This is a genomic window from Methylorubrum sp. SL192, assembly GCF_026672325.1.
Classification (GTDB): Bacteria; Pseudomonadota; Alphaproteobacteria; order Rhizobiales; family Beijerinckiaceae; genus Methylobacterium; species Methylobacterium extorquens.
Window position 1 is genome coordinate 4,213,416 of record NZ_JAPPQV010000003.1, and the last position, 22,022, is coordinate 4,235,437.

20 protein-coding genes and 1 pseudogene are annotated in these 22,022 nt (G+C 69.5%); 12 read left to right on the forward strand and 9 right to left on the reverse strand.

What is annotated here, in order from left to right:
• Window positions 1-8: 8 nt before the first annotated feature.
• The 3 genes from rplS (at window position 9) to OVA30_RS20330 (ending at window position 1,416) form a co-directional block, all read left to right on the forward strand.
• Window positions 9-413 carry a 50S ribosomal protein L19 gene (gene rplS, locus OVA30_RS20320; RefSeq protein WP_003603692.1) on the forward strand — a complete coding sequence of 135 codons (405 nt, stop codon included), beginning with the start codon at window positions 9-11 and terminating at the stop codon, window positions 411-413.
• 242 nt (window positions 414-655) lie between these two features.
• Entirely contained in the window at window positions 656-1,015 is a 360-nt protein-coding gene (locus OVA30_RS20325) for a nucleotidyltransferase domain-containing protein (protein WP_147016475.1), read from the forward strand.
• Entirely contained in the window at window positions 1,012-1,416 is a 405-nt protein-coding gene (locus OVA30_RS20330; protein ID WP_246687605.1) for a HEPN domain-containing protein, read from the forward strand. The genes OVA30_RS20325 and OVA30_RS20330 overlap by 4 nt, the downstream gene beginning before the upstream one ends.
• 31 nt (window positions 1,417-1,447) lie before the next feature.
• On the opposite strand, the gene OVA30_RS20335 is transcribed toward OVA30_RS20330, so the two are convergent.
• On the reverse strand, window positions 1,448-2,644 hold the full coding sequence (locus OVA30_RS20335) for a lytic murein transglycosylase (protein WP_268176616.1): 1,197 nt from the start codon (window positions 2,642-2,644) through the stop codon (window positions 1,448-1,450).
• A gap of 452 nt (window positions 2,645-3,096) precedes the next feature.
• Between OVA30_RS20335 and rpsD the strand changes: the two genes are divergently transcribed.
• Window positions 3,097-3,714, forward strand: coding sequence for a 30S ribosomal protein S4 (gene rpsD, locus OVA30_RS20340; protein ID WP_003603696.1), 618 nt, complete (start codon window positions 3,097-3,099; stop codon window positions 3,712-3,714).
• Window positions 3,715-3,778: 64 nt separating this feature from the next.
• On the opposite strand, the pseudogene OVA30_RS20345 reads toward rpsD, so the two are convergent.
• The 5 genes and pseudogenes from OVA30_RS20345 to OVA30_RS20365 all read right to left on the reverse strand — a co-directional run bounded on the left by OVA30_RS20345 (window position 3,779) and on the right by OVA30_RS20365 (window position 10,220).
• Window positions 3,779-4,832: pseudogene (locus OVA30_RS20345) on the reverse strand (NAD(P)H-dependent flavin oxidoreductase).
• Window positions 4,833-4,934: 102 nt separating this feature from the next.
• Entirely contained in the window at window positions 4,935-5,777 is an 843-nt protein-coding gene (locus tag OVA30_RS20350; RefSeq protein ID WP_238507895.1) for a CDP-alcohol phosphatidyltransferase family protein, read from the reverse strand.
• 74 nt (window positions 5,778-5,851) lie between these two features.
• Window positions 5,852-6,562: a phosphatidylserine decarboxylase gene (locus tag OVA30_RS20355; RefSeq protein WP_003606210.1), complete on the reverse strand. Its 711-nt coding sequence runs from the start codon at window positions 6,560-6,562 to the stop codon at window positions 5,852-5,854.
• 75 nt (window positions 6,563-6,637) lie between these two features.
• The gene (locus tag OVA30_RS20360) at window positions 6,638-8,575 is read right to left on the reverse strand and encodes an ABCB family ABC transporter ATP-binding protein/permease (RefSeq protein ID WP_268176617.1); all 1,938 of its coding nucleotides are present in this window, start codon (window positions 8,573-8,575) and stop codon (window positions 6,638-6,640) included.
• A 109-nt stretch (window positions 8,576-8,684) separates the two neighbouring features.
• A complete protein-coding gene (locus OVA30_RS20365) occupies window positions 8,685-10,220 on the reverse strand; it encodes a LysM peptidoglycan-binding domain-containing protein (protein ID WP_268176618.1) in 1,536 nt (511 codons plus the stop codon).
• A 216-nt stretch (window positions 10,221-10,436) separates the two neighbouring features.
• Here OVA30_RS20365 and OVA30_RS20370 point away from each other — a divergent pair, with 216 nt between their 5' ends.
• Together OVA30_RS20370 and OVA30_RS20375 are read left to right on the forward strand one after the other, a co-directional pair.
• A complete protein-coding gene (locus tag OVA30_RS20370; protein WP_268176619.1) occupies window positions 10,437-11,039 on the forward strand; it encodes a TIGR00730 family Rossman fold protein in 603 nt (200 codons plus the stop codon).
• Window positions 11,039-11,830, forward strand: coding sequence for a class I SAM-dependent methyltransferase (locus OVA30_RS20375; RefSeq protein ID WP_268176620.1), 792 nt, complete (start codon window positions 11,039-11,041; stop codon window positions 11,828-11,830). The genes OVA30_RS20370 and OVA30_RS20375 overlap by 1 nt, the downstream gene beginning before the upstream one ends.
• Before the next feature lie 54 nt (window positions 11,831-11,884).
• Here OVA30_RS20375 and cysS read toward each other — a convergent pair whose 3' ends face one another.
• Complete coding sequence (gene cysS / locus OVA30_RS20380; RefSeq protein ID WP_268176622.1) at window positions 11,885-13,273, reverse strand: cysteine--tRNA ligase; 1,389 nt, start codon at window positions 13,271-13,273, stop codon at window positions 11,885-11,887.
• A 328-nt stretch (window positions 13,274-13,601) separates the two neighbouring features.
• On the opposite strand from cysS, the gene OVA30_RS20385 reads away from it, so the two are divergent.
• Window positions 13,602-13,925, forward strand: coding sequence for a hypothetical protein (locus OVA30_RS20385; protein ID WP_003605962.1), 324 nt, complete (start codon window positions 13,602-13,604; stop codon window positions 13,923-13,925).
• Between the two features lie 13 nt (window positions 13,926-13,938).
• On the opposite strand, the gene OVA30_RS20390 is transcribed toward OVA30_RS20385, so the two are convergent.
• Window positions 13,939-14,493: a CreA family protein gene (locus tag OVA30_RS20390; RefSeq protein WP_147016480.1), complete on the reverse strand. Its 555-nt coding sequence runs from the start codon at window positions 14,491-14,493 to the stop codon at window positions 13,939-13,941.
• A gap of 73 nt (window positions 14,494-14,566) precedes the next feature.
• Between OVA30_RS20390 and OVA30_RS20395 the strand changes: the two genes are divergently transcribed.
• The 5 genes from OVA30_RS20395 (at window position 14,567) to OVA30_RS20415 (ending at window position 20,644) form a co-directional block, all read left to right on the forward strand.
• Complete coding sequence (locus OVA30_RS20395; protein ID WP_268176625.1) at window positions 14,567-15,667, forward strand: DUF2865 domain-containing protein; 1,101 nt, start codon at window positions 14,567-14,569, stop codon at window positions 15,665-15,667.
• 163 nt (window positions 15,668-15,830) lie between these two features.
• Window positions 15,831-18,002 carry an OmpA family protein gene (locus tag OVA30_RS20400; RefSeq protein ID WP_268176626.1) on the forward strand — a complete coding sequence of 724 codons (2,172 nt, stop codon included), beginning with the start codon at window positions 15,831-15,833 and terminating at the stop codon, window positions 18,000-18,002.
• A gap of 71 nt (window positions 18,003-18,073) precedes the next feature.
• Window positions 18,074-19,288 (forward strand): MFS transporter, encoded by a 1,215-nt coding sequence (locus OVA30_RS20405; RefSeq protein WP_012255793.1) that lies wholly within the window; start codon window positions 18,074-18,076, stop codon window positions 19,286-19,288.
• A gap of 88 nt (window positions 19,289-19,376) precedes the next feature.
• The gene (locus OVA30_RS20410; RefSeq protein WP_268176627.1) at window positions 19,377-19,868 is read left to right on the forward strand and encodes a VOC family protein; all 492 of its coding nucleotides are present in this window, start codon (window positions 19,377-19,379) and stop codon (window positions 19,866-19,868) included.
• Complete coding sequence (locus OVA30_RS20415) at window positions 19,865-20,644, forward strand: class I SAM-dependent methyltransferase (protein ID WP_268176628.1); 780 nt, start codon at window positions 19,865-19,867, stop codon at window positions 20,642-20,644. Before OVA30_RS20410 ends, OVA30_RS20415 begins: the two co-directional genes overlap by 4 nt.
• Here OVA30_RS20415 and gltX read toward each other — a convergent pair.
• Complete coding sequence (gene gltX, locus OVA30_RS20420) at window positions 20,641-21,990, reverse strand: glutamate--tRNA ligase (RefSeq protein WP_268176629.1); 1,350 nt, start codon at window positions 21,988-21,990, stop codon at window positions 20,641-20,643. The genes OVA30_RS20415 and gltX overlap by 4 nt on opposite strands.
• Window positions 21,991-22,022 lie beyond the last annotated feature (32 nt).

Genomic DNA, 22,022 nt, shown 5'->3' on the forward strand with positions numbered 1-22,022 from the left:
CTTTTTCAATGAACATCATCGAGCAGCTTGAGCGGGAAGAAGTTGCCCGCCTCGCCAAGACCATTCCGGATTTCGAGCCGGGCGACACGGTCATCGTCAACGTTCGCGTCAAGGAAGGCGAGCGTACCCGCGTCCAGGCCTATGAGGGCGTCTGCATCGCCCGGAACGGCGGCGGGCTCAACGAGAGCTTCACCGTCCGCAAGATCTCCTACGGCGAGGGCGTGGAGCGCGTCTTCCCCGTGCACTCCCCGATGATCGATTCGATCAAGGTGGTCCGCCGCGGTAAGGTGCGTCGCGCCAAGCTCTACTACCTGCGCGACCGCCGCGGTAAGTCGGCCCGTATCGTCGAGCGTTCGGACCGCTCCGATAAGGCCAAGGCCCAGAAGGCCGCCGCCGCGACTGCCGCTGAGTAAGTCCTATCTGAGAGTGGCCCTGCGGGGCCGCTCTTGCCGATGCGCCCGTCCCGAGATGATCGGGGCGGGTTTTTTGTTTTTCGGCGACGTTCGGGAGGTTCCGTTCGATCGCCTCGCGTTGACGGGGTGGGGTGAAACCCCAGCGACCGACCGAAAAGCGTGTGAGGAGAATCTGCGGCTCCTCTAGCCCTTGTGCCGTGCTAGATGAGTTGGAGACTACCGAGGATTGGACAACCACTGTGATGAGGACGATCAGCGCACCTGGCGGATCGGTCGATCGCAAGATCTTGGATGTCGCCAAGGTGTTTCTGGAGCGGCTCGAAGGCCGCTATCCCGTTCGGGGCGGCGTCTTGTTCGGGAGCCGCGCGCGTGCCAGCCATCAAGCGGACAGCGATGCGGATTTGGCCGTCGTGCTCGCGGGCTCTTCGGGCGATCGACGTTCCGCGTCGCGAGAGATGGCCGGAATCGCATTCGACGTTCTGATGGAAACGGGTGTGCTCGTTGATCCGCTTCCGCTTTGGGAGGACGAACTCGAACGCCGGGTCGCGTTCAGCAACCCGGCGCTCATCGATGCGATTTGGCGCGACGGGGTGCGCGTGTGAGCGAGACGCCCGACAGTCCCGCGTCCTTCATGCGGAAGGCTGAGCGAGCCTTGGCGAGCGCGCGGGTGCTTCTCCATGACGGTGATCCCGAGGGGGCCTGCAATCGCGCGTATTACGCGATGTTCGACGCGGCTCGTGCCGCGTTGATGACGCTTCCCGAAGACGTTGGCCCGCTGGCGACCATCAAGACGCACCGCGGTTTGATTGCGGCGTTCGGTCAGCGTCTCGTCGCAACGGGCCGGATCGATCCGGCTTTCGGACGCTCTCTGAATCAGGTCGAGAAGCTTCGGCTTTCCTCCGACTATTTCGGTGACGTGCTGGCGGCGGACGACGGCCGTTGGGCCGTCGAGCAGGCGGATGCCTTCGTCAACGAGGTCAAAGCCCGTTTTCCGGGGCTCTGAGCGCGGACGAGAGTGGCGCGCCGGGTTGCCGCTACCCCCGCCGCAGCGCCTCCAGCACCTTGCCGCCCGGCCGCCCGGTGGCGGGCATGCCGAGTTGGCGCTCGATCTCCTTGATCGCTTCGCGGGTCTTGGAGCCGACCTTGCCGTCCGGCTCGCCGACATCGTAGCCGCGAGCGGTCAGGCGGGTCTGGAGGTCGCGGCGCTCGGCACGCGAGAGCGGCGGATCGTCGGTCGGCCAGTCGGCCTGGACGCCGGGGCGGCCCCGCAGGCGGTCCGAGAGGACGGCAATGGCCAGCCCGTAGGACTCAGCGGCGTTGTAGGAATAGATCGCGTCGAAGTTCTTCGTCACGAGGAAGGCCGGGCCGTTGATGCCGGCGGGCGCGATGATGCCGGCAGGCCCCTCCCCCGTCAGCGCCTTGCCATCGACCCGGGTGACGCCGAGCGAGGCCCAGTGGCCGACGGCGTGCTTGTTCTTGCGGCCCGCGGTGGCGACGTTGAAGCCGCGCGGCAGCCGCACCTCGTAGCCCCAGGGCTGGCCGTTCGACCATTTGGCGACGCGCAGGAAGTTGGCGGTGGAGGCGACCGCGTCGGCCACCGAATCGACCACGTCGCGCCGCCCGTCGCCGTCGCCGTCCACGGCCAGACGCTGGTAGGTGGTCGGCATGAACTGCGTTTGGCCGAAGGCGCCGGCCCAGGAGCCGGTCAGCCGCGAGGCCTCAATGTCGCCGCGCTCGATGATCTTCAGCGTCGCGATCAGTTCGGTGCGGAAGAAGTCGCGACGGCGGTTGCTTGAGCAGGCGAGCGTGGCAAGCGACTGCACCAGCGGCATCTTGCCGAGGTTCTTGCCGAAATTGGACTCGACGCCCCACACCGCGGCGATGGTGTGACGATCGACGCCGTAGCGTGCCTCTGCGTTCGCCAAGGCCTGGGCATGCTGGCGCATGGCCGCGCGCCCGTCCTCGACCCGCTCCTCGTCGACCAGCGCCGACATGTAGTCCCAGATCGGCGTCTTGAATTCCGGCTGCGCCTGGGACAGCTCGATCACCTTGTCGTCGTAGGCGATGTTGGCCGTCGCGGCGCGGAAGGTCTGGGCCGAGACGCCGGCCCCGGCGGCCTGCGCCTGGATGCCGGCAAGGCAGGATTGGAAGTCGGCTCGCGCAGGGCCGGCGAGAAGGCCGCTGGCAAGGGCAAGCCCGATCAGGCTGGCGCGGGTGGCTGGCGTCGGCATGGGTCGGCGCTCCGTCAGAGTTCGGGGATTCTCTCGCGCGATTCAGGCGATACGAGGGTTAACGAAAGGTGAGGATAGGGGCAGGGCCATCGCTCGAAGCCGCCTGAGCGGCTTCGCGGCGCGAAGAGCGCCGCGCGGAGCGGGCTTTTCGGGGCGTGAGCCCCGGAAAGCACCGAGCGGAGCGAAAGCCTGAGGCCGCGGAGGCGGCCGCCGGCGTTTGAGGCCGAATGAGAAAGTCCTGGAGGATCGCTACGAGCGATCCTCCAGGGCGCGGCATTGACCGTGTCGGCGTTCTCGTCTAGGCACCCGCTGGTGTACGGGGCTCCGGTTTGGGGCCCCGTCGCATTTCATGCGCACCCGTGGGCGGTAACAGCCGCCCTGTCGCCCTCGCCGCTTCGGCGAAGAGGGAGAGGAGGGCGCGTTCCTCAAAATTTTGTTCCAGAGGAACAGCGATGTCAAAACGCGTCCAGGCGAAGCACAAGCTCGATCGCCGCATGGGCCAGAACATCTGGGGCCGCCCGAAGAGCCCCGTGAACCGCCGCGAATACGGCCCCGGCCAGCACGGCCAGCGCCGCAAGGGCAAGATGAGCGACTTCGGCACGCAGCTGCGCGCCAAGCAGAAGCTCAAGGGCTACTACGGCAACATCACCGAGAAGCAGTTCCGCCGTTACTACGCCGAGGCGATCCGCCTGCGCGGTGACTCCGGTGAGAACCTGATCGGTCTGCTCGAGCGCCGCCTCGACGCCGTGGTGTACCGTTCGAAGTTCGTGGCGACCCCGTTCGCGGCGCGCCAGTTCGTCAACCACGGGCACATCAAGGTCAACGGCCGCCGGGTCAACATCCCGAGCTACCAGGTCAAGGCCGGCGACGTGATCGAGGTGAAGGAAGCGTCCCGCCAGCTCGAGATCGTGGTCGTGGCTTCGCAGCTCGCCGAGCGCGACGTGCCGGACTACATCGAGGTCGATCATCACAAGATGACCGCCCGCGTCACCCGGATCCCGGGCCTCACCGAGGTGCCCTACCCGGTGCAGATGGAACCGAACCTCGTCATCGAGTTCTACTCGCGCTAATTTTTCGAGATCGTCTCGGAATCTGGAAGGGCCGCCCCTCGGGGCGGCCCTTTCTCGTTTCGGCCTATCGTGGACTCCCGCTCACCAGCAGGTGGGTCAGTTCCGCCGCCGGCCGCTCCCGCGAGAGGCCGACCGCCTGCCCGGACCAGAGCGGCGAGAAATCGCCTGAGCCCACCGCCTCCGCGGCCGTGCGCAGGGGCTGGAGCCGCCACCGCCGCGCCGGGAAAGGCCGGAGCGAGCGGGCTGATGGGTCCGAGCTCGCGCACCGCACGGGTGAGCAGGCCGCGGGCCGGGCGCCCGGTCAGCACGTTGGTGAGCGCCGTGTCCTCGTCGCGGGCCGCCGCCAGCGCCGCACGATAGGGCGCGGAAATGCCGGCCTCGGGGCAGCGCAGATAAGCGGTGCCGACCTGCACGGCGCTGGCACCCAGCGCGAAGGCCGCCGCGACGCCGCGGGGATCGCCGATGCCGCCCGCCGCGATCACCGGCACATCCACGGCGTCCACGATCTGCGGCACGAGGGCGATGGTGCCGACCTGCGAGGCGGTCGCGTCGGTGAGGAACATACCGCGGTGACCGCCGGCCTCCGCCCCTTGCGCGATCACCGCATCGACGCCGCGCTCGGCGAGCCAGCGCGCCTCGCGCACGGTGGTGGCCGAGGACAGGATCAGGCAGCCCACGTCCCGCACCCGCTGCAGCAGCGGCTCTGCCGGCAGGCCGAAATGGAAGCTGACGACCGCCGGGCGCAGCTCTTCCACCACCTCGGCCATCGCGGCGTCGAAGGGCGTACGGTTGGCCATCGCCACCGGCGCCGTCGGGTCGAGCCCGAACGCCGCGTAGTAGGGTGCGAGGGCGGCCCGCCACGCGGCCTCGCGCGCCGGGTCGGGTGCGGGCGTCTCGTGGCAGAAGAAGTTCAGGTTGAATGGCGCCTCCGTCACGGCCCGGATCGCGGCCGTCTCGGCGCGGATCTGATCGGGCGTGAGCGCGGCGCAGGCGAGCGAGCCGAGGCCGCCGGCGCCGCTAACGGCAGCGGCGAGCGGCGCCTTCGGGCCGACCATGGGAGCCTGGATGATCGGATGTACGATCCCGATCCGCCGGACGAAATCCGTCTCACCTGTCACGGCTGTCTCCTCACTCGCCCCAATACGGGTGACGGGACGGAGGCCGGACGGGGCGCGGGGCCAGATCCCGGTCGGCGGAGGGATCGTCGCGGGGGCGGAGCGCTAGGCCCCCGGCGACGCCGGATGCTCCGCCGTCGCGGAGGCGGTCGTGCGCGCCGCCTCCTGCTTCAGGCGCTTGCGGTACTGCGCGGCGCCGAAGGGAAGGCCCGCGAGATAGGCCAGGCTCACCGCCGCCATCGCCTCGAACGGGAAGCTGATCACGAGGCCGAAGCCCACCACCACGACGAGGAAGATCGGAACCACGAGGTCGCGCGGCACGCGCTTGCCCCAGGTCTTGCCCGAGAAGGTCGGCACGGTGGAGACGACGAGGAGCGCGATGGCGAGCACGTAGACGAGGATCACCGGCCGACCCCAGGCACTGAAGTCGAGGCCGAGGAAATGCAGATAGAGCGGCAGCATGCCGGTGATGGCGCCGGCTGGCGCCGGCATGCCGACGAAGTAGTCCTTCTTCCATTCGGGGCGGTTGGGATCGTCGAGCATCGCGTTGAAGCGCGCGAGCCGCAGGCACATGGCGATGGCGAAGACCAGGGCGACGATCCAGCCGACGGATTTCAGGTTGTGCAGGGTGAAGCTGTAGAGGATCAGCGCCGGGGCACAGCCGAAATTGACGAAGTCGGAGAGCGAGTCGAGTTCGGCGCCGAAGCGCGACGTGCCCTTGAGCAGGCGCGCCACGCGGCCGTCGATCCCGTCGAGGACGGCGGCGACGATCACCGCGATCACCGCCGGCTCGAACCGGCCCTCGAAGGCCAGCCGAATCGCGGTCAGCCCGAGGCAGAGCGCGAGCAGGGTGATCATATTCGGCGCGATCATCCGGAACGGCACCGGCCGGAACCGGCGCGGCCGATCGTTCGGGTCCGGCGCGAAGGGCGGGAACAGATCGTCCATGTCGTCGCTCGACTCGTCTCTCGACGTGTCTTTCGGCTCGTCGCTTCTCGGCATGTCGCTCTTCTGCAAAGAGATCAGATGCGGCGGAAGGCCCGCTCCGAGCCGCCACCGAGGTCGGCCAATACGGTCTCGCCGGCCACCGCCTTCTGGCCGAGGCCAACGAGCACGCGGGTGCCGAGCGGCAGGTAGACATCGACCCGCGAGCCGAAGCGGATGAGGCCGAAGCGCTCGCCGACTTGGCGGGACTCGCCGGCCGAGACGAAGCCGACGATGCGCCGGGCCACGAGGCCGGCGATCTGCACCACGCCGATGCGCACCGGCTGGCCGCGATGCGTCGTCTCCATGACGAGGCCGTTGCGCTCGTTGTCCTCGCTCGCCTTGTCGAGCTCGGCGTTGAGGAACAGGCCCGGCGTGTAGTGGATCTGCCCGATCTTGCCGGAGACCGGCACGCGATTCACGTGGCAGTCGAACACGTTCATGAACACCGAGATCCGCAGCATCGGCTCGTGCGAGAGGTCGAGTTCGGCCGGCGGCAGCACGGTCGAGATCAGGTTCACGCGCCCGTCCGCGGGGGAGACGATGAGGCCGTCGCCGACCGGCACCACCCGCTCGGGATCGCGGAAGAAGTAGCAGACCCAGAGCGTCAGGATCAGGAAGATCCAGCCGAAGAACTGCGAGAAGTAGCCGAGCACCACGGTGAGCACGATGCCGATCAGGATGAAGGGGTAGCCCTCCTTGTGGATCGGCACGAGCGTCCGGCGGATCGTCTCGATGAGGTCGGTCATGGGCTCCCGTTGGACTCCGGCGGGGCGAATCTTCCCCGCCGGATGGCAGGGGGGCGCGGTTCCGTCAACCGCGGGTTAGTGCACGGCTTCCGGCTCCGAGCGCCGCGCCTCTTCCAGCAGCAGGCGCTCGTCCTCGGCCCGCTTGAGCGCCTCGCGGGCGGCATCCGCCTCGCGCTGGCGGTTCCAGAGCGCGGCGTAGACGCCCCCGCGGGCGAGCAATTCGGCGTGATTGCCCCGCTCGACCACGCGGCCCTGGTCGAGCACGAGGATCTCGTCGGCGTTGATGACCGTCGAGAGGCGGTGCGCGATGACCAACGTGGTGCGGCCCTGGCTGACCCGGTCGAGGGCCGTCTGGATGTCGCGTTCGGTGAACGAGTCGAGCGCCGAGGTGGCCTCGTCGAGCACGAGGATCGGCGGCCCTTTCAGGATGGTGCGAGCGATCGCCACGCGCTGCTTCTCGCCGCCCGAGAGCTTGAGCCCCCGCTCGCCCACCGGCGTGTCGTAGCCCTCCGGCAGGCTCTCGATGAAGCGGTCGATCTGGGCCAGGCGAGCGGCCTCCCGCACCTCGGCCTCGGTCGCGTCCCAGCGGCCGTAGCGGATGTTGTAGCCGATCGTGTCGTTGAACAGCACCGTGTCCTGCGGGACCATGCCGATCGCCGCGCGCAGCGAATCCTGACGGACGGCGGTGATGTCCTGGCCGTCGATGGTGATGCGGCCGGCCCCCGGCTCGTAGAAGCGGAAGAGGAGGCGCGACAGCGTGGATTTGCCCGCCCCCGAGGGGCCGACGATGGCCACAGTCTTCCCGGCCGGCACTTCGAACGAGACGCCGCGCAGGATCGGCCGCTCCGGGATGTAGGCAAAGCGCACATCCTCGAAGCGCACCGTCCCGGCCTCGACCTTGAGCGGGGGCGCGCCCGCGCGGTCGGCGATCTCCGGGTTGCGGTGGAGGATCAGGAACATGTCGTCGATGTCGATCAGCGCCTGTTTGATCTCACGGTAGATCATGCCCATGAAGTTCAGGGGCATCGAGAGCTGAATCAGCATCGTGTTGACGAGCACGAAGCCGCCGATGGTGGTGTTACCAGCCATGATATCGCGGGCGGCCAGGAGCATCACCGCCGTCATGCCGACGGTGAAGATTACGGCTTGGCCGGCATTGAGCACGGCGAGCGAGACGTAGGTCTGGGTCGAGGCCTTCTCGTAGCGTTCCATCGACGCGTCGTAGCGGGCGGTCTCGCGCCGTTCGGCACCGAAATACTTCACCGTTTCGAAGTTGAGCAGCGAATCGACCGCCTTGGAGTTGGCCTCGGTGTCCGAGTTGTTCATCCGGCGGCGGATGCCGATGCGCCAGTCGGTCGCCTTCCAGGTGAAGCCGAGATAACTGGCGATCATCGCCGCCACGACGACAGAGTAGAGCCAGTCGAACTCGTAGGCGAGGATGCCGAGCACGAGGACCAGCTCGACGATGGTCGGCACCAGCGTCAGCACCATCAGGCGCGACAATTCCTCGATGCCGGAGCGGCCGCGCTCCAGCACGCGGGTGAGGCCGCCGGTCTTGCGCTCGAGGTGGAAGCGCAGGGACAGACGATGCATGTGCTCGAAGGTCTGGAGCGCGAGCTTGCGCACGGCATGCATCGCGACCTTGGCGAACAGCCCGTCGCGAACCTGCGTGAGCCCGGCCATGGCAATACGCGACAGGCCGTAGAGCGCGATCAGCAGGAAGGGCGCCGAGAGGAGCCCGGCCGGCACTGCAGCGGCGGCCTCGCCGGCGCCGTCCTTGGAGCCGATGGCCGCGACCAGCGCGTCGGTGGCCCATTTGAAGGTGAAGGGCATCACCATCGTCGCGGCCTTGGCGACGAACAGGAGGCCGAAGGCGAGGAAGACCCGGCGCTGAAGATCGACGCGGCCGTGTGGCCAGAGATAGGGCCAGAGCCGGCGATAGGTCGTCAGAAGGCCAGGGCGTTCGAGGGGCGGAGACGCGCCCTCCCCCGCCGGCACGGGTGCATTTGCCATGATGAGGTTCGAAGAGATCTTTCGGCGCCAGGCGGCCGTCGCGAGGCGCATATAGGCGCTCGCACCGGATCGCACATCCTCTTCGCGCCTCGGGCCTCCGCCCGTTCCGTCAGGTCCGGCGGTCTGGGCCGCTTTTGGCGGACGGCACGCTCGGCTTGGATTCGTTGTTCGGCAGCACGAACATCTGGCCGGGATAGATCCGGTTCGGGTCGCGGATCTGCTCTTGGTTGGCGTCGTAGATCACGGTGTAGCGGTTGCCGCGGCCATAGGTGCGCCGGCTGATCTGCCACAGGCTGTCGCCGCGCGTGATCCGGGCGGTGGCGACCTCCGGCACGAACACGGCGCCCCCCTCGATGCCGTCCGGACGGCGCGGCGAGAGCGCGGCGGCTCTGCCATCCGCGCCCGGCGCCGGTGCCGCTGCGGCCAAAGACCCGGTGCCGGACGCAGCCGGACGCTCCGGTTCGGTCCCTGCCGCGCCACCTGCCCTGGTCGGGGGAGCTGCGGGGCTCGGTGCGGCCCCCACCTCGCCGGATTTGAGCTTCGCCGCAGCCGGTGCCGTCGCGGAAGGCTTGCCCGTCGCCGCGGGTGCTGTTGTCTCGGCCGGGCTGTTGTCGGCGTAGCGCGTCGGCGGCACGCTGTCGGGATAGGCGAAGGCGACCTCGGCGCGAGCCTTCACCTTGCTGCCCCCCGAATCGACGGAATCGACACGGATGCGGTAGGCGCCCGGCTTCACCCCGCGCCCGATCGTGAACGCCACCCGCCCGTCGGCTCCGGATTGTCCCGAGGCGACCATAGTGTCGTTGAGGTAGAGGCGCAGGCTGCTCCACGCCGTCGTCTGGCCGGTGACGTGCAGGCGCCCGCCCTCCTGCGCGTCCACGCTGACGATGCGAAGGGCGCCCGCCCCCGATGCCGCCTTGCCGGCTCCCCGCGATCCCTCGGCGACTTTCGGCTCGGGCCCGGCCCGGCCGGGCGTTTCGGCGGCAACCGTGGCCGGCGGCTTGCCGGAGGCGTCCGGCGCGCCGGGTTGGGACAGAACCCGCGTCGGCGCGTCCGGGGCCGTCAGGGCGATCAGCGGCTTGGTGTTGCGTGCCTCGGCGACCACGACGGTCACGCTCTCACGCCCCGGCAGCGGCTTTCCGTCGGCGCCGGTGGCGCGCAAGGCGATTTCGCTCGAGCCCGGCGGCAGGTCCGGCGGCGTCAGGGCGAACTGGCCGGCGGCGTCGGCCTGAGCGCTGGCGAAGGGTTTTCCGTCGCGCAGCAGCTCGATGCGGCTGTTCGGCGCCGCGCGCCCGGCGATCACGCTCGCTCCGTCGGGCTCGACACGCACGATGTCGAAGGTCGGCGTGCCGTCATCCGCACGCGGCCTCGCATCGGCTGCGCTCGGTTCTCCCGGCCCGATCCCCTCTTGCGAGAGGGCTCCGAGGGCGGCATGAGGGGAGTCCGTCGAGGGCGCCTTACCCGCGCGGTCGCCGGTCTGCGTCCCGGCCGAAGGCTTGTCCGGCGTGGCCGGTGTTTCGGCAGAAGGATTGACCGCCGCGTTGCGCTTGAGAAGCTCTCCGGTCCCGAACAACGCGACCACCATGGCGAAGCCGCCGAGCAGGCCCGCAATCGCGAGGACGATGCTTCGCCGTACCTCAGCCGTCATGGCCGCCTACTCCCGTACGCCACGGGCCGCCGCGGGCGCGCACGATCTGCCGCCGCGTGTCGAAAACCCGTCTAAATCCGGTGACATATTAACGAACATGAGAAGAACACCAAAGCTCGAACACGGCTGCGCCGTCGTTTCCTCGGCAAACTCAGCAATCTGTCGCTCGGATAAAGGCCCGGCCGTGTCCCGCCGTCGCGGTCGGGGAGGCCTGTGATGGTGCCGCTCACTTCCGTCTGCGTCTATTGCGGGTCCGGCTTCGGCGGTGATCCGGCCTTTGCCGACGCCGCCCAACGGCTCGGCACGGCGCTGGCCTGTCAGAGGATCAAGCTCGTCTATGGCGGCGGCAATGTCGGCCTGATGGGCACCGTCGCGAGTGCGACGCTCGAGGCGGGCGGCTACGTCACCGGCATCATCCCGGATTTCCTGAAGTCGCGCGAGCGCATGCTCGATGCGGTGCAGGAGACGATCGTCGTCTCCGACATGCACACCCGCAAGCGGCTGATGTTCGACCGCGCCGACGCCTTCGTCGCCCTGCCCGGCGGCATCGGCACGCTGGAGGAACTGGTCGAGCAGCTCACCTGGGCCCAGCTTGGCCAGCACCGCAAGCCGATCCTGCTGCTCTCGGTAAACGGCTTCTGGGACCCGCTGATCACCCTGATCGACCACATGCGCGCCCACGGCTTCATCCGCGAGGGGCTCGATCTGAACTACCTCGTCGGCGAGGATCCCGACCTTGTCGTGGAAACGCTGCGCGAGGTTCTGGGCCGGGTCGAGCCGGCGCCGCTGGCGGATGAACTGATCGAGAAGCGCTTCTGATGGCCGCCACGATCGAGCCCGGCCAGACCATCGCCGGCGAGCACCAGGGCGAGTATTACGGGACGGTGCTGGCCCGCCTCTCGCGCAATGCCGCCGTCCAGCGCTACCTGGAAATCGGCGTTGCCTTCGGCGACATCTTCTCGGGCATCGCCTGCCGTCACGGCGTCGCCGTCGATCCGGAGTTCCAGCTCAAGACCAACGTCGCGGCCAACAAGGTCAGGGTCTCGCTGTTCCAGACGATGAGCGACGTGTTTTTCGCGAACCTGAACCTGCGCCGCCATGTCGGCGGCCGGATCGATCTCGCCTTCCTCGACGGGATGCACCTGTTCGAATTCCTGCTGCGGGATTTCTTCAACACGGAAGCGATCTGCCGGCGGGATTCGATCATCGTGATGCACGACTGCCTGCCGGTGGCCGCGCCGATGGCCGACCGCGACCCGATGCAGGCCGGCATCCGCGGGCGCGGCACCCCGTTCGAGAACTGGTGGACCGGTGACGTCTGGAAGATCGTGCCGATCCTGAAGCGCTACCGGCCGGATCTCGACGTGATGCTCGTGGACGCCGCCCCCACGGGCCTCGTGATCGTCACCGGCCTCGATCCGTCCTCGCGCACGCTCAAGACGAACTACGAGGCGATCCTCGAGGAATTCTCGCGGCTGCCCAACACGGCCGCCGAGATCGCGCAGGTCTATGCCGAGTACCCGATCGTGCCGACGACCGAGGCTTTGCGCCGCCTCGGCGGGCGCTCCTACGCCCATCGTGGCGGCTGGTTGCAGCGGCTGAAGGGCTGATCGCTTCGGCGCTGCGCACCTCGCCCAGCCATCCCCTAGGGTTCGGGCAGCCCTTCAGCCCGCCACCGTCCAGGTGGTGGTGCCGTCCTTGTTGTCCTTCACGCTCACGCCCATTGCGGTGAGCGCGTCGCGCACCCGGTCGGAGGCCGCCCAGTCCTTCGCGGCGCGGGCCGCCTTGCGCTCGGCGATCAGCGCCTCGACCCGCGCCACGTCGATGCCGGCCGCGCCGACCCGCTCCGCTTCGCGCTGCGCCTGCGTGACGGCCAGGAAACCCATCAGGCCCGCGCCGGCCTTGAGTGCGGAGGGGCTGGTGCCGGCAAGGCGATGCAATTCGCCGAGGGCCGCGGGCGTGTTCAGGTCGTCGCAGAGCGCCTCGACCACGCCTTCGGGCATCTCCGCGTCGGGCGCCGCTTCGCCGGCGGCCTCGTACCAGCGGTCCAGCATCCGGCTCGATTCCTCGAGGCCGCGCAGGGTCCAGTCGATCGGCTGGCGGTAGTGGGTCTTGAGCATGTTGAGGCGCACGACCTCGCCCGGCCAGTCGTCCAGCACCTGGCGGATGGTGATGAAGTTGCCGAGCGACTTCGACATCTTCTCCCCCTCGACCTGCAGGAAGCCGTTGTGGAGCCAGACATGGGCCATCACGTCGGTGCCGAAGCAGCAGCGCGATTGGGCTACCTCGTTCTCGTGGTGGGGGAAGATCAGATCGAGGCCGCCGGCATGAATGTCGAAGGTTTCGCCGAGATGCTTCCACGACATCGCCGAGCACTCGATGTGCCAGCCGGGCCGGCCGGGCAGGTCGATCCCGCAGGGTGAGGGCCAGGACGGTTCGCCCGCTTTTGACGGCTTCCACAGCACGAAATCGAGCGGCGAGCGCTTGTAGGGCGCGACCTCGACCCGTGCGCCCGATTCCATCTCGTCGAGCGGGCGCTTCGAGAGCGCGCCGTAATCGGGCATGGAGGGCACGTCGAACAGAACGTGCCCTTCCGCCACGTAGGCGTGGCCGGCGGCAACCAGCCCCTCGATCAGCCGGTGCATCTCGGCGATGTGGTCGGTCGCCCGCGGCTCGATGAAGCGCGCCGGCTCGCCCGCGCGGTTCACGTCGTCGGCCATCAGCACGCCGAGGTCACGGATGTCCCGGTGGAACTGTGCCAGCGTGCCGTCGGTCAGTTCGCGGATGGTGATGCCGCGTTCGAGCGCGCGGGCGTTGATCTTGTCGTCCACGTCCGTGACGTTGCGGGCATAGGTGACGTGCGCCGCGCCGTAGAGGTGGCGCAGCAGCCGGAACAGCAGGTCGAAGACGATGATCGGCCGCGCGTTGCCGATATGCGCCGCGTCGTAGACCGTCGGCCCGCAGGCATACATCCGCACATTCGTCGGATCGATCGGAACGAAGGCCGCCTTCTCGCGGGTCAGCGTGTTGTAGAGGCGCAACATCGGCGTCATCGACTGCGTTCCTGCCGGGCTTGCCCGGCCTCCCCTGCGGCCTGTGCCGCCCTCGTCGTTTGTCGTTGCGGCCCAGCAGCTTCCGCCGGCCGTCCCACGGCGCCTAACGGCACCGCTGCCACAGTGTCGCCGGAGCCGCCGGCCGCCGCTGTTGCGCTGCCGCGACGGTCGCCGCGCCAGGGTTGGGCTACCGCAAAACGGTGATGAATTCGAGCGGGGCGGCGGATGCGCCCTCCCTCAACCGACCGAAGGCGGACCGGCAAGGATTTGTTTACCGCGCCGTCCGAACACTCCGCACTCGAACGAACCCGTTCACAAGGTTTTCACCATGCGCCGCACGGTCGCCGCCCTCTTCGTCCTCGCCACCGCCGCCCTCCCGGCCATCGCCGGTAGTGAGCCCGCGCCTGCGCCCAAGCATGTCGAGAAGACGTTCCTGATTCCGGCCGAAGACGGCTACGGCGTCGGCGAGTGCCTCAGCGGCGGCCCGAGCGAGTGCGGACAGGTCGTCGCCAACGCGTGGTGCGAGTCGCAGGGCTTTGCCAGCGCCGCCAATTATGGCGTCGCTGCCCAGGACGAGTATACCGGCGCCATCGGCGACGCCGCTCCGGTGAAGAGCGCGCCGCGCCCGCTGCGCATCACCTGCCAGGATTGATTCGGCGGACGCGCTACTTCACGAAATCCGCGCATTTCGGCGGCGGCTCGGTCCCCCACGGCGCGAGCGGCACGGCGGAGGTAGAGTTCTTGGGCGAGCCCTGAACCACCTTGTCCGAATAGACCATGTAGATCAGCGCATTGCGCTTGACGTCGCAGCCACGCACGATCTGCATCGATTTGAAGATCAGCGAGCGGCGCTCGCTGAACACCACCTCGCCCTGTTTGACCTTGTCCTTGAACTGGACCGGGCCGACCTGCCGGCAGGCGAGCGAGATGTCCGAGACATCCTCGGCAAGACCGAACGTCCCCTTGATGCCGCCCTTCTCGGGTTGGGTGTACCAGCAGGCGATGCCGGCCACGGCCGGATCGTCGATGCCGTAGACCACGAGCTTATCGTTGGGTGTCAGCGGGCGCCAGACCGTCGACTTGTCGAAGATCCGGTCGGGCTCCTGGGCCCGGGCCGGGGCGGACGCGGCGAGACAAGAGACGACGAGGGCGGCGACGCCCGCGACGAGGCCGGTCGCGACCGAGCGGCCGCTCCCATTGGTGCCCGTGAGCCACATCATCGACGCAATCCCCTCAAAGCTTGGCCGCAGAGACATGGTGTCTCTGTCCCGAAAGGGCGAGGGGCTTTAACACATGTCGGTGATCGCTTGTGCCGCTTCGTGCGGCTCGGCATCCTCACGCGTCCTTTCCCGCGACCCCCTGCTCGAGATCCCCAGCATCCGCACCATGCCGATGATCGGACCGCAGTTTCGCCGCGTAATCGGCGCCGCGCTCGCCGCGCTTGTCCTCGCTGGAGCGTGGCCGGCTGCGGCTGCGCCGGATGTCTGGGCATGCCAGCGCTACCGCACGGAACTCGCCAACCTCAACGCCAGCGCCTCGACCGCGTCGGCGCTCCAGAGCGAGGTCGCGCGTCTCGAGTCTTACTATCGCAGCCTCAACTGCGAGGGCGGCAAGTTCCTGTTCTTCGATACGCGGCCGCCGCAATGCGGCGCCGTCGAAGCGCGGATCCGTTCACTCAACGCCACCTATGGCGGTGGGGATGGCGAGGTCGTCGCCGCCCGCCGTCGGCAACTCGTCTCCGCCGTGTCGAACGCCTGCACCGGCCTGATCCCCGGCGAGGGACAAGAGGGCGTTTCAGGCGGCCAGACCGCCCGGGGCGGCCCGAAGGTCATCTGCGTGAAGACCTGCGACGGGTCGTATTTCCCGATGGGCAACCTGCCGGACGGGCGCGGCGGGGCCGATGAGATGTGCCAGGCGCTCTGCCCCGGCACGGAAGCGGTCGCCTACTCGATGCCGCATGGCGACGACGCCCTGAAATACGCCGCCACCCTCAAAGGCAGCCGCGCCTACACGGCGCTGCCCACCGCCTTCAAGTTCCGCAAGAGCTTCACCGCCGACTGCTCGTGCAAGCAGGAGGGCCAGACCTGGGCCCAGTCGCTCGTGAAGGCCGAGAGCATGCTGGTGCGGCACAAGGGCGACATCTTCGTCACCCCGATGACGGCCGAGAAGCTCTCCCGCGCGCCCAAGGTGCGCCTGACCCTGGTCGGTCGAGCCGACCGGACCGCGGCGGGGCTTGCGGCGGACGCCGCCAGCCGCGACGGCGCCGTGGCCCCGGCCTCGAAGGACGCCGCCGAGCAGGCCGAACAGACAGGCTCGACCGGCGAGAGAAGCAGCGCCATTCGCGTCATCGTGCCGAGCCTGCTTCCGCCCCCGGCCCTGACACCCATCCCCTGAGACCGGCGCCGCCGGGCGCAAAGCCCGGTTTCATCGTTTGATGAGCCGCAGACGAAGCACCTGCCTCGACCGGTCGCCGTCGGATCTCGACGTGGAGCGATCGGGAACCAATCCGGCCAGCCCGTGTTCGGAACCGCCGATTGTGTTTTACGAGGCCGACTTCATGCGGATGACCCGCTCGCTGCTCCTTGCCGGCACCATGCTGCCCGCGCTCGTCCTGTCCGATCTGTCCGCAGCGCGGTCTCTCAGTGACGGCGGGCGGATCGAACTGGCCCAGCGCGAGGATGCCGGCGAGGGACCGCGCGGTGGCGGACGCGGACCGGGTGGTCCCGGCGGACCCGATGGTGCCGGCCCGGCGGAGCGTGGCGGCGTCGAGCGCGGTGGCCCGCCGGCAAGGGAGAGGCCGGAAAGATCCGAGCGTCCGGAGCGGCCCGAGCCGCGCCAAGCGCCTGCCGCCCGTGAGAGGCCCGAGCCCGCCGAGCGGCCGGCTCGTCCCGAACGTCCGGCGGCGCAGGAGCGGCAAGAGCGGCCCGAGCGCCAGGAGCGTCCCGACCGCCAGGAACGTCAAGAGCGTCCTGATCGTCAGGAGCGTCCGGACCGTCCCGAACGTGCGGCACCGCCCCAGCGGCCCGATCGCTCCGAAGAACGGCCGGCGGCGCCTGCGTCCCGCGAGCGCACGCCGGACCGCGACGCACCCGCTCGGCGCGAAGCGCCCGAGCGCGAGGCGCCGGCCCGACGCGAGAGCCCGGACCGGCCCGACCGTGATGGTCAGGACCGTCCGGGCCGTCCCGCCGGCCGCGAGGCCGATCGTCCCGACAGCGCCCCGAACCAGCGCCGTGCTCCGAACGCGCCGACGCCGCCCAATGCGGAACGCCCGGAGCAGCCGACGACGCCGTCGGCCCCGAATCCGGCTCAGCCGAACACCCCGCCGAACCAGCGGCCCGGTGTTCCCGGCCGTCCGGCGACGCCGAATGTGCAGCAGCCCACCCGACCGGACCAGCCGGCCGCACCCTCCGCGGCGCAGCCCGACGGCACGCGGGAGGCGCCCGGCGGTCGCACGCCGCCGAATCAGCAGCCCGGCGTTCCCGGCCGTCCGGTGGCGCCGAACCAGCAACCCGGTGTTCCCGGCCGTCCGGTTCAACCGCCTGATGGTGCGGCCCCGACCCAGCCCGGTGCCGTCCCGCTGGGCCAGCCGGCGCCGGCTCCTGGCACACAGCCGGATTCGCGCAGCCTCGATGATCGTCGCGACGGCGACCGCCGCGATGACCGGCGCGGCGACCCCAATGACCGCCGTGACGGTGATCGCCGCGACGAAAACCGGTTCGATGACCGCCGTGGCGACCGTCGCGACCGCTTAAACGTGCCGGGCACACCGGCCTACGTCCCCGGCGGCTTCCGCGACGACGATTATCGCGGCCGCGACTACGATACGATCCGGCGCGACCGCCGCGAGTACGATGTCGATGGCCGGACCTATTACCGGGAGCCCGGCCGCATCATCGTGCGCGACCGCGACACCACCTTCATCCGCCACGACGAGAACGAGCGCTTCCGCACCATCTATGGCGACCGCGGCTATCGCAGCGAGCGGCGCGGCGGTGAGATCTACAGCTACGTCGACAGCCCGGCGGGCGGCCAGATCATCACCGTCGTGGACGATGACGGCCGGCTCCTGCGCCGCTCCCGCCGCTACCGCGACGGCCGCGAGGTGGTGATCATCAACAACGCCTATGGCGGCGCACCCCGGCCGATCTACGAGGACGTGGTGGAACTGCCCCCGCCGGACATCCGCATCCCCCGCGACCGTTACGTGGTCGATTACGAGCAGGCGGACGAGCGCGCCGTCTACGAGGCGCTGTCAGCCCCGCCGGTGCAGAAGCTCGATCGGCGCTACACGCTCGATCAGGTGCGCTACAGCCCGCAGCTCCGTGCGCGGATGCCGTCGGTGGACATCAACACGATCACCTTCGACACCGGCTCCTTCACCGTCACGCCCGATCAGGCCAAGCGCCTCTCGACCATCGCCGAGGCGATCAACCGGACGATCAAGGACAATCCGCAGGAGGTGTTCCTGATCGAGGGCTACACCGATGCGGTCGGCTCGGACATCGACAACCTCTCGCTCTCCGACCGCCGGGCGCAGTCGGTCGCCTCGGTGCTGACGCAGAACTTCCAGGTGCCGCCGGAGAACCTCACCACGCAGGGCTACGGCGAACAGTACCTGAAGGTGAATACGCAGGACGCCAACCGCGAGAACCGCCGCGTCACCGTCCGCCGCATCACCCCGCTGCTCCAGCAGCAGGCGGAGGGGCAACAACCCCCGGCGCCGCGTTAATCAACATCTTGACCCTCCCCCACCTGCGGCGCAGGTGGGGGAGGGTTAAGCGTGAGCAACACGGGACGGCGATGGCGGACGACAGCGACCGGTTCATCGAGGCCGGGACGCCGACCTTTCGCCGGGCGACGCTCGCCCTGTTCGCGGCGGGGTTTTCCACCTTCGCGGTGCTCTACGGCGTCCAGCCGCTGCTGCCGATCTTTCACGACACCTTCGCGGTCTCCCCGGCCGAGAGCAGCCTCGCGCTGTCGCTGCCCTGCGCCACACTCGCCATCGCGCTGCTGATCGTCAGCCCGCTCTCCGAGGTGTGGGGGCGCAAGCGGGTGATGGCGGTCTCGCTGTTCGCCTCGGCCCTGCTCACCATCGGCGCCGTCCTGATGCCGAGCTGGCACGGATTCCTGGTGCTGCGGGCGCTGACCGGCATCGCCGCGAGCGGCCTGCCCGCCGTCGCCATGGCCTATCTCAGCGAGGAGATGCATGGCCGCGCCATCGGCCTGTCGATGGGGCTGCTGATCGGCGGCAACGCGCTCGGCGGCATGGTCGGGCGGCTGCTGGCGGGGGTGATCGCCGATCACGCCTCCTGGCGCTGGGGCCTCGGCATCATCGGCGTGCTGGCGCTGTTCGCGGCTCTGGCCTTCCAGTTCGCCCTACCGCCCTCGCGGCACTTTCTCGCCCACCGGATGCGCTGGCGCGAGGTGCCGGGCACCTTCACCCACCATTTCCGGGATGCGGGCCTGCCCTGGCTGTTCTTCGAACCGTTCCTGCTGATGGGCGGCTTCGTCTGTGTCTACAACTACATCGGCTTCCGCCTGCTCGATCCGCCGTTCTCGTTGAGCCAGACGGTGATCGGCCTGATCTTCATCGTCTACCTCGCGGGCACCGCGAGTTCGGCCATCACCGGCCACATCGCCGGGGTGCTGGGGCGGCGCAAGGTGCTGTGGCTGGCGATCCTGCTCGGAATCGGCGGCATCGCCCTGACGCTGGCGGACAACCTCGTTCTCATCATCGGTGGCATCGTCGTCGTCACGGTCAGCTTCTTCGGCGCGCATTCGGTGGCGTCGAGCTGGGTCGGGCGCCGGGCCTTGAGCGACCGGGCACAGGCCTCCGCGATCTATCTATGCATGTACTATCTCGGCTCGTCCCTGCTCGGCACGGCAGGCGGCTGGTTCTTCCTGCATTACGGCTGGCCCGGCGTCGCGGGCTTCTTCGGCAGCCTCTACGTGGCGGCTTTGCTGATCGCGCTGCGCTTGACGCGGCTCGCGCCACTCCCGCCCACGGGCGGCTGATACGGCGCGGCGTTGAGACGGTCGGGCGACCCGATTGAGTTTCGGGCCGTGCGCTCGTTATCCTGTCGGGGGAGAGGGAGAGCGCGACATGACCAGCGTCAGCACCTGCCTGTGGTTCGACAAGGACGCGGAGGCGGCCGTCCGCCTCTACGTCTCGCTCGTCCCCGATTCGCGGATCGATCACATCCAACGCGCACCCGGCCCCTGGCCCGGCGGCGAGACCGGCGAGCCGATCCTAATCGTCTTCACTCTGGGCGGGCAGAGCTTCCAGGCTCTGAACGGCGGCATGTCCGTCGATTACGGGACCGCCGCCTCCATCTCGGTCTCGTGCCGGGATCAGGCAGAGGTCGACCGCCTGTGGTCGGCGCTCACCGCGGAAGGCGGCGCGGAGATCGCCTGCGGCTGGCTGCGCGACCGCTGGGGCGTGCCGTGGCAGATCGTGCCGGAGCGGCTGCCGCGCCTCCTCGCCGATCACGATCCGAATGTGGCCGCCCGCGTTTTCACCGCCATGCAGGGCATGGTGAAGCTCGACGTCGCGGCTCTCGAACGCGCCGCTTCCGGAGGAGAGCCGACGCCATGAGCCAGCCGCTGAGCCACGACGCCAACACCGCGCGCCAGTTCGGCAGCCGCGCCGCCGATTACGTCGCGAGCGCCGTCCATGCCGCCGGCGAGGATCTCGCGGCTTTGGCCCGCTTTGCCGCCCTCCCCCATGCGGCCGTGCTCGATCTCGGCTGCGGCGGCGGCCACGTCACCTACGCGGTGGCGCCGGATGTACGCTCCGTCACCGCTCTCGACCTGTCGCAGTCCATGCTCGACGCGGTGGCGGCGGAAGCGCAGCGGCGCGGCTTGCCGAACGTCGCCACGCGCCAGGCCAGCGTCGAGGCGCTGCCCTTCGCCGATGCGAGCTTCGATGGCGTGGTGTCGCGCTACAGCGCCCACCATTGGGGCGACGTACCCGCGGCCCTGAGAGAGGCGCACCGCGTGCTGGCGCCCAGGGGGCGCTTCGGCCTGGTCGATGTCGTGCATCCCGGGCCGCCCCTGCTCGATACCCATCTCCAGGCCTGGGAGCTGCTGCGCGACCCCTCGCATGTCCGCGATTACGGCGAGGCGGAGTGGCGCCGGATGCTGGCGGAAGCCGGCTTCGTGCCCGGCGCCGTCCGGCGCTGGCGCGTGCGCATGGAGTTCTCGTCGTGGGTCGCCCGGATGGGTACGCCGGAGGCGAGCATCGCCGCCATCCGCGCGCTTCAGACCGGCGCGCCGGAGCCGGTGCGATCCCACTTCGGCCTGGAGGAGGACGGCAGCTTCACCCTCGACGTCATGATGATCGAGGCCGAACCCGATGGGGTTTCGGATTAGGCGGTTTCGCCCGCGAGCCGCCGCACGGCACGCTCGCGCCCGATCAGCGGCAGCAGCGCTGCGAGGTCCGGCCCGTGGTCGAGGCCGGTCAGCGCGAGGCGCAGCGGCATGAACAGGGCGCGGCCCTTGGCGCCGGTCTCGGCCTTCACCGCGTCGGTCCAGGCCTTCCACGTACCGGGGCCGAACGGCGCCTCCGGCAGCAGGTCGGCGGCCCTCGCGATGAAGTCGGGCTCGGCGATCACGGGCGTCACCGGCCCGTTCACCACCTGCCACCATGCGGCGGCGTCCGAGACGCGCCCGAGATTGGCCCGCACCGCCAGCCAGAACGGCTCGGCCGCCTCCGCTGGGACACCGAGGGCGGCGAGGCGTTCGCGCACGTCTTCGAGCGGCATCTCGTGGACGAGGCGCGCGTTCATCCCGTCGAGTTCGGCCGGGTCGAACCGAGCCGGGGCGCGGGAGAGGTGGGCGAGATCGACGAGACCAGCCAGTTCGTCGAGCGAGGCGATCGGGCGCACGGCCTCGGCCGAGCCGGTCAGCACCGCGAGCGAGCGCACGGCCGCGGGCTCGTAGCCGGCCTCGCGCAGCGAGCGCAGTGAGAGGTGGCCGAGGCGCTTCGACAGTCCCTCCCCGTCCGCCGTCGTCAGCAGGTTGTGGTGGCCGAAGGCGGGCACGGCGGCGGCCAGCGCCTCGAAGAGCTGCACCTGCACGCCGGTATTCGTGACGTGGTCCTCGCCGCGGATCACGTGGGTCACGCCGACCTCCGCGTCGTCCACCACCGAGGGCAGCGTGTAGAGGTAGCTCCCGTCGGCGCGCACCAGCACGGGGTCGGAGAGCGAGGCGCAATCGACATGGCTCTCGCCCCGCACGAGGTCGTTCCAGGCGACGACGCGGTGGTCGAGCTTGAACCGCCAATGCGGCTGCCGGCCCTCGGCCTCGAACGCGGCGCGCTCGGCCTCGGTCAGCGAAAGCGCCGCGCGGTCGTAGATCGGAGGCAGGCCGCGGCCGAGCTGGCGCTTGCGGCGGCGATCCAGCTCCTCCGGTGTCTCGTAGCAGGGATAGAGCCGTCCGGCCGCCTTCAGCCGCTCGGCCGCCGTGTCGTAGAGGGCGGTGCGATCACTCTGGCGGAAGAACAGGTCCGGCTCGATCCCGAGCCAGCCGAGATCCTCGGCCACGGCAGTGGCGAACTCTTCGGTCGAGCGCTCGCGGTCGGTGTCGTCGAGGCGCAGCAGGAAGCGCCCGCCCTCGCGGCGCGTGAACAGCGCGTTCAGCAGCGCGGGCCGGGCATTGCCGATATGCAGGAAGCCGGTCGGCGAGGGAGCGAAGCGGACGAGGGGGGAAGCGGCCATGAAGCCGCCTTACCCAATTTTCTTGGGCGCCG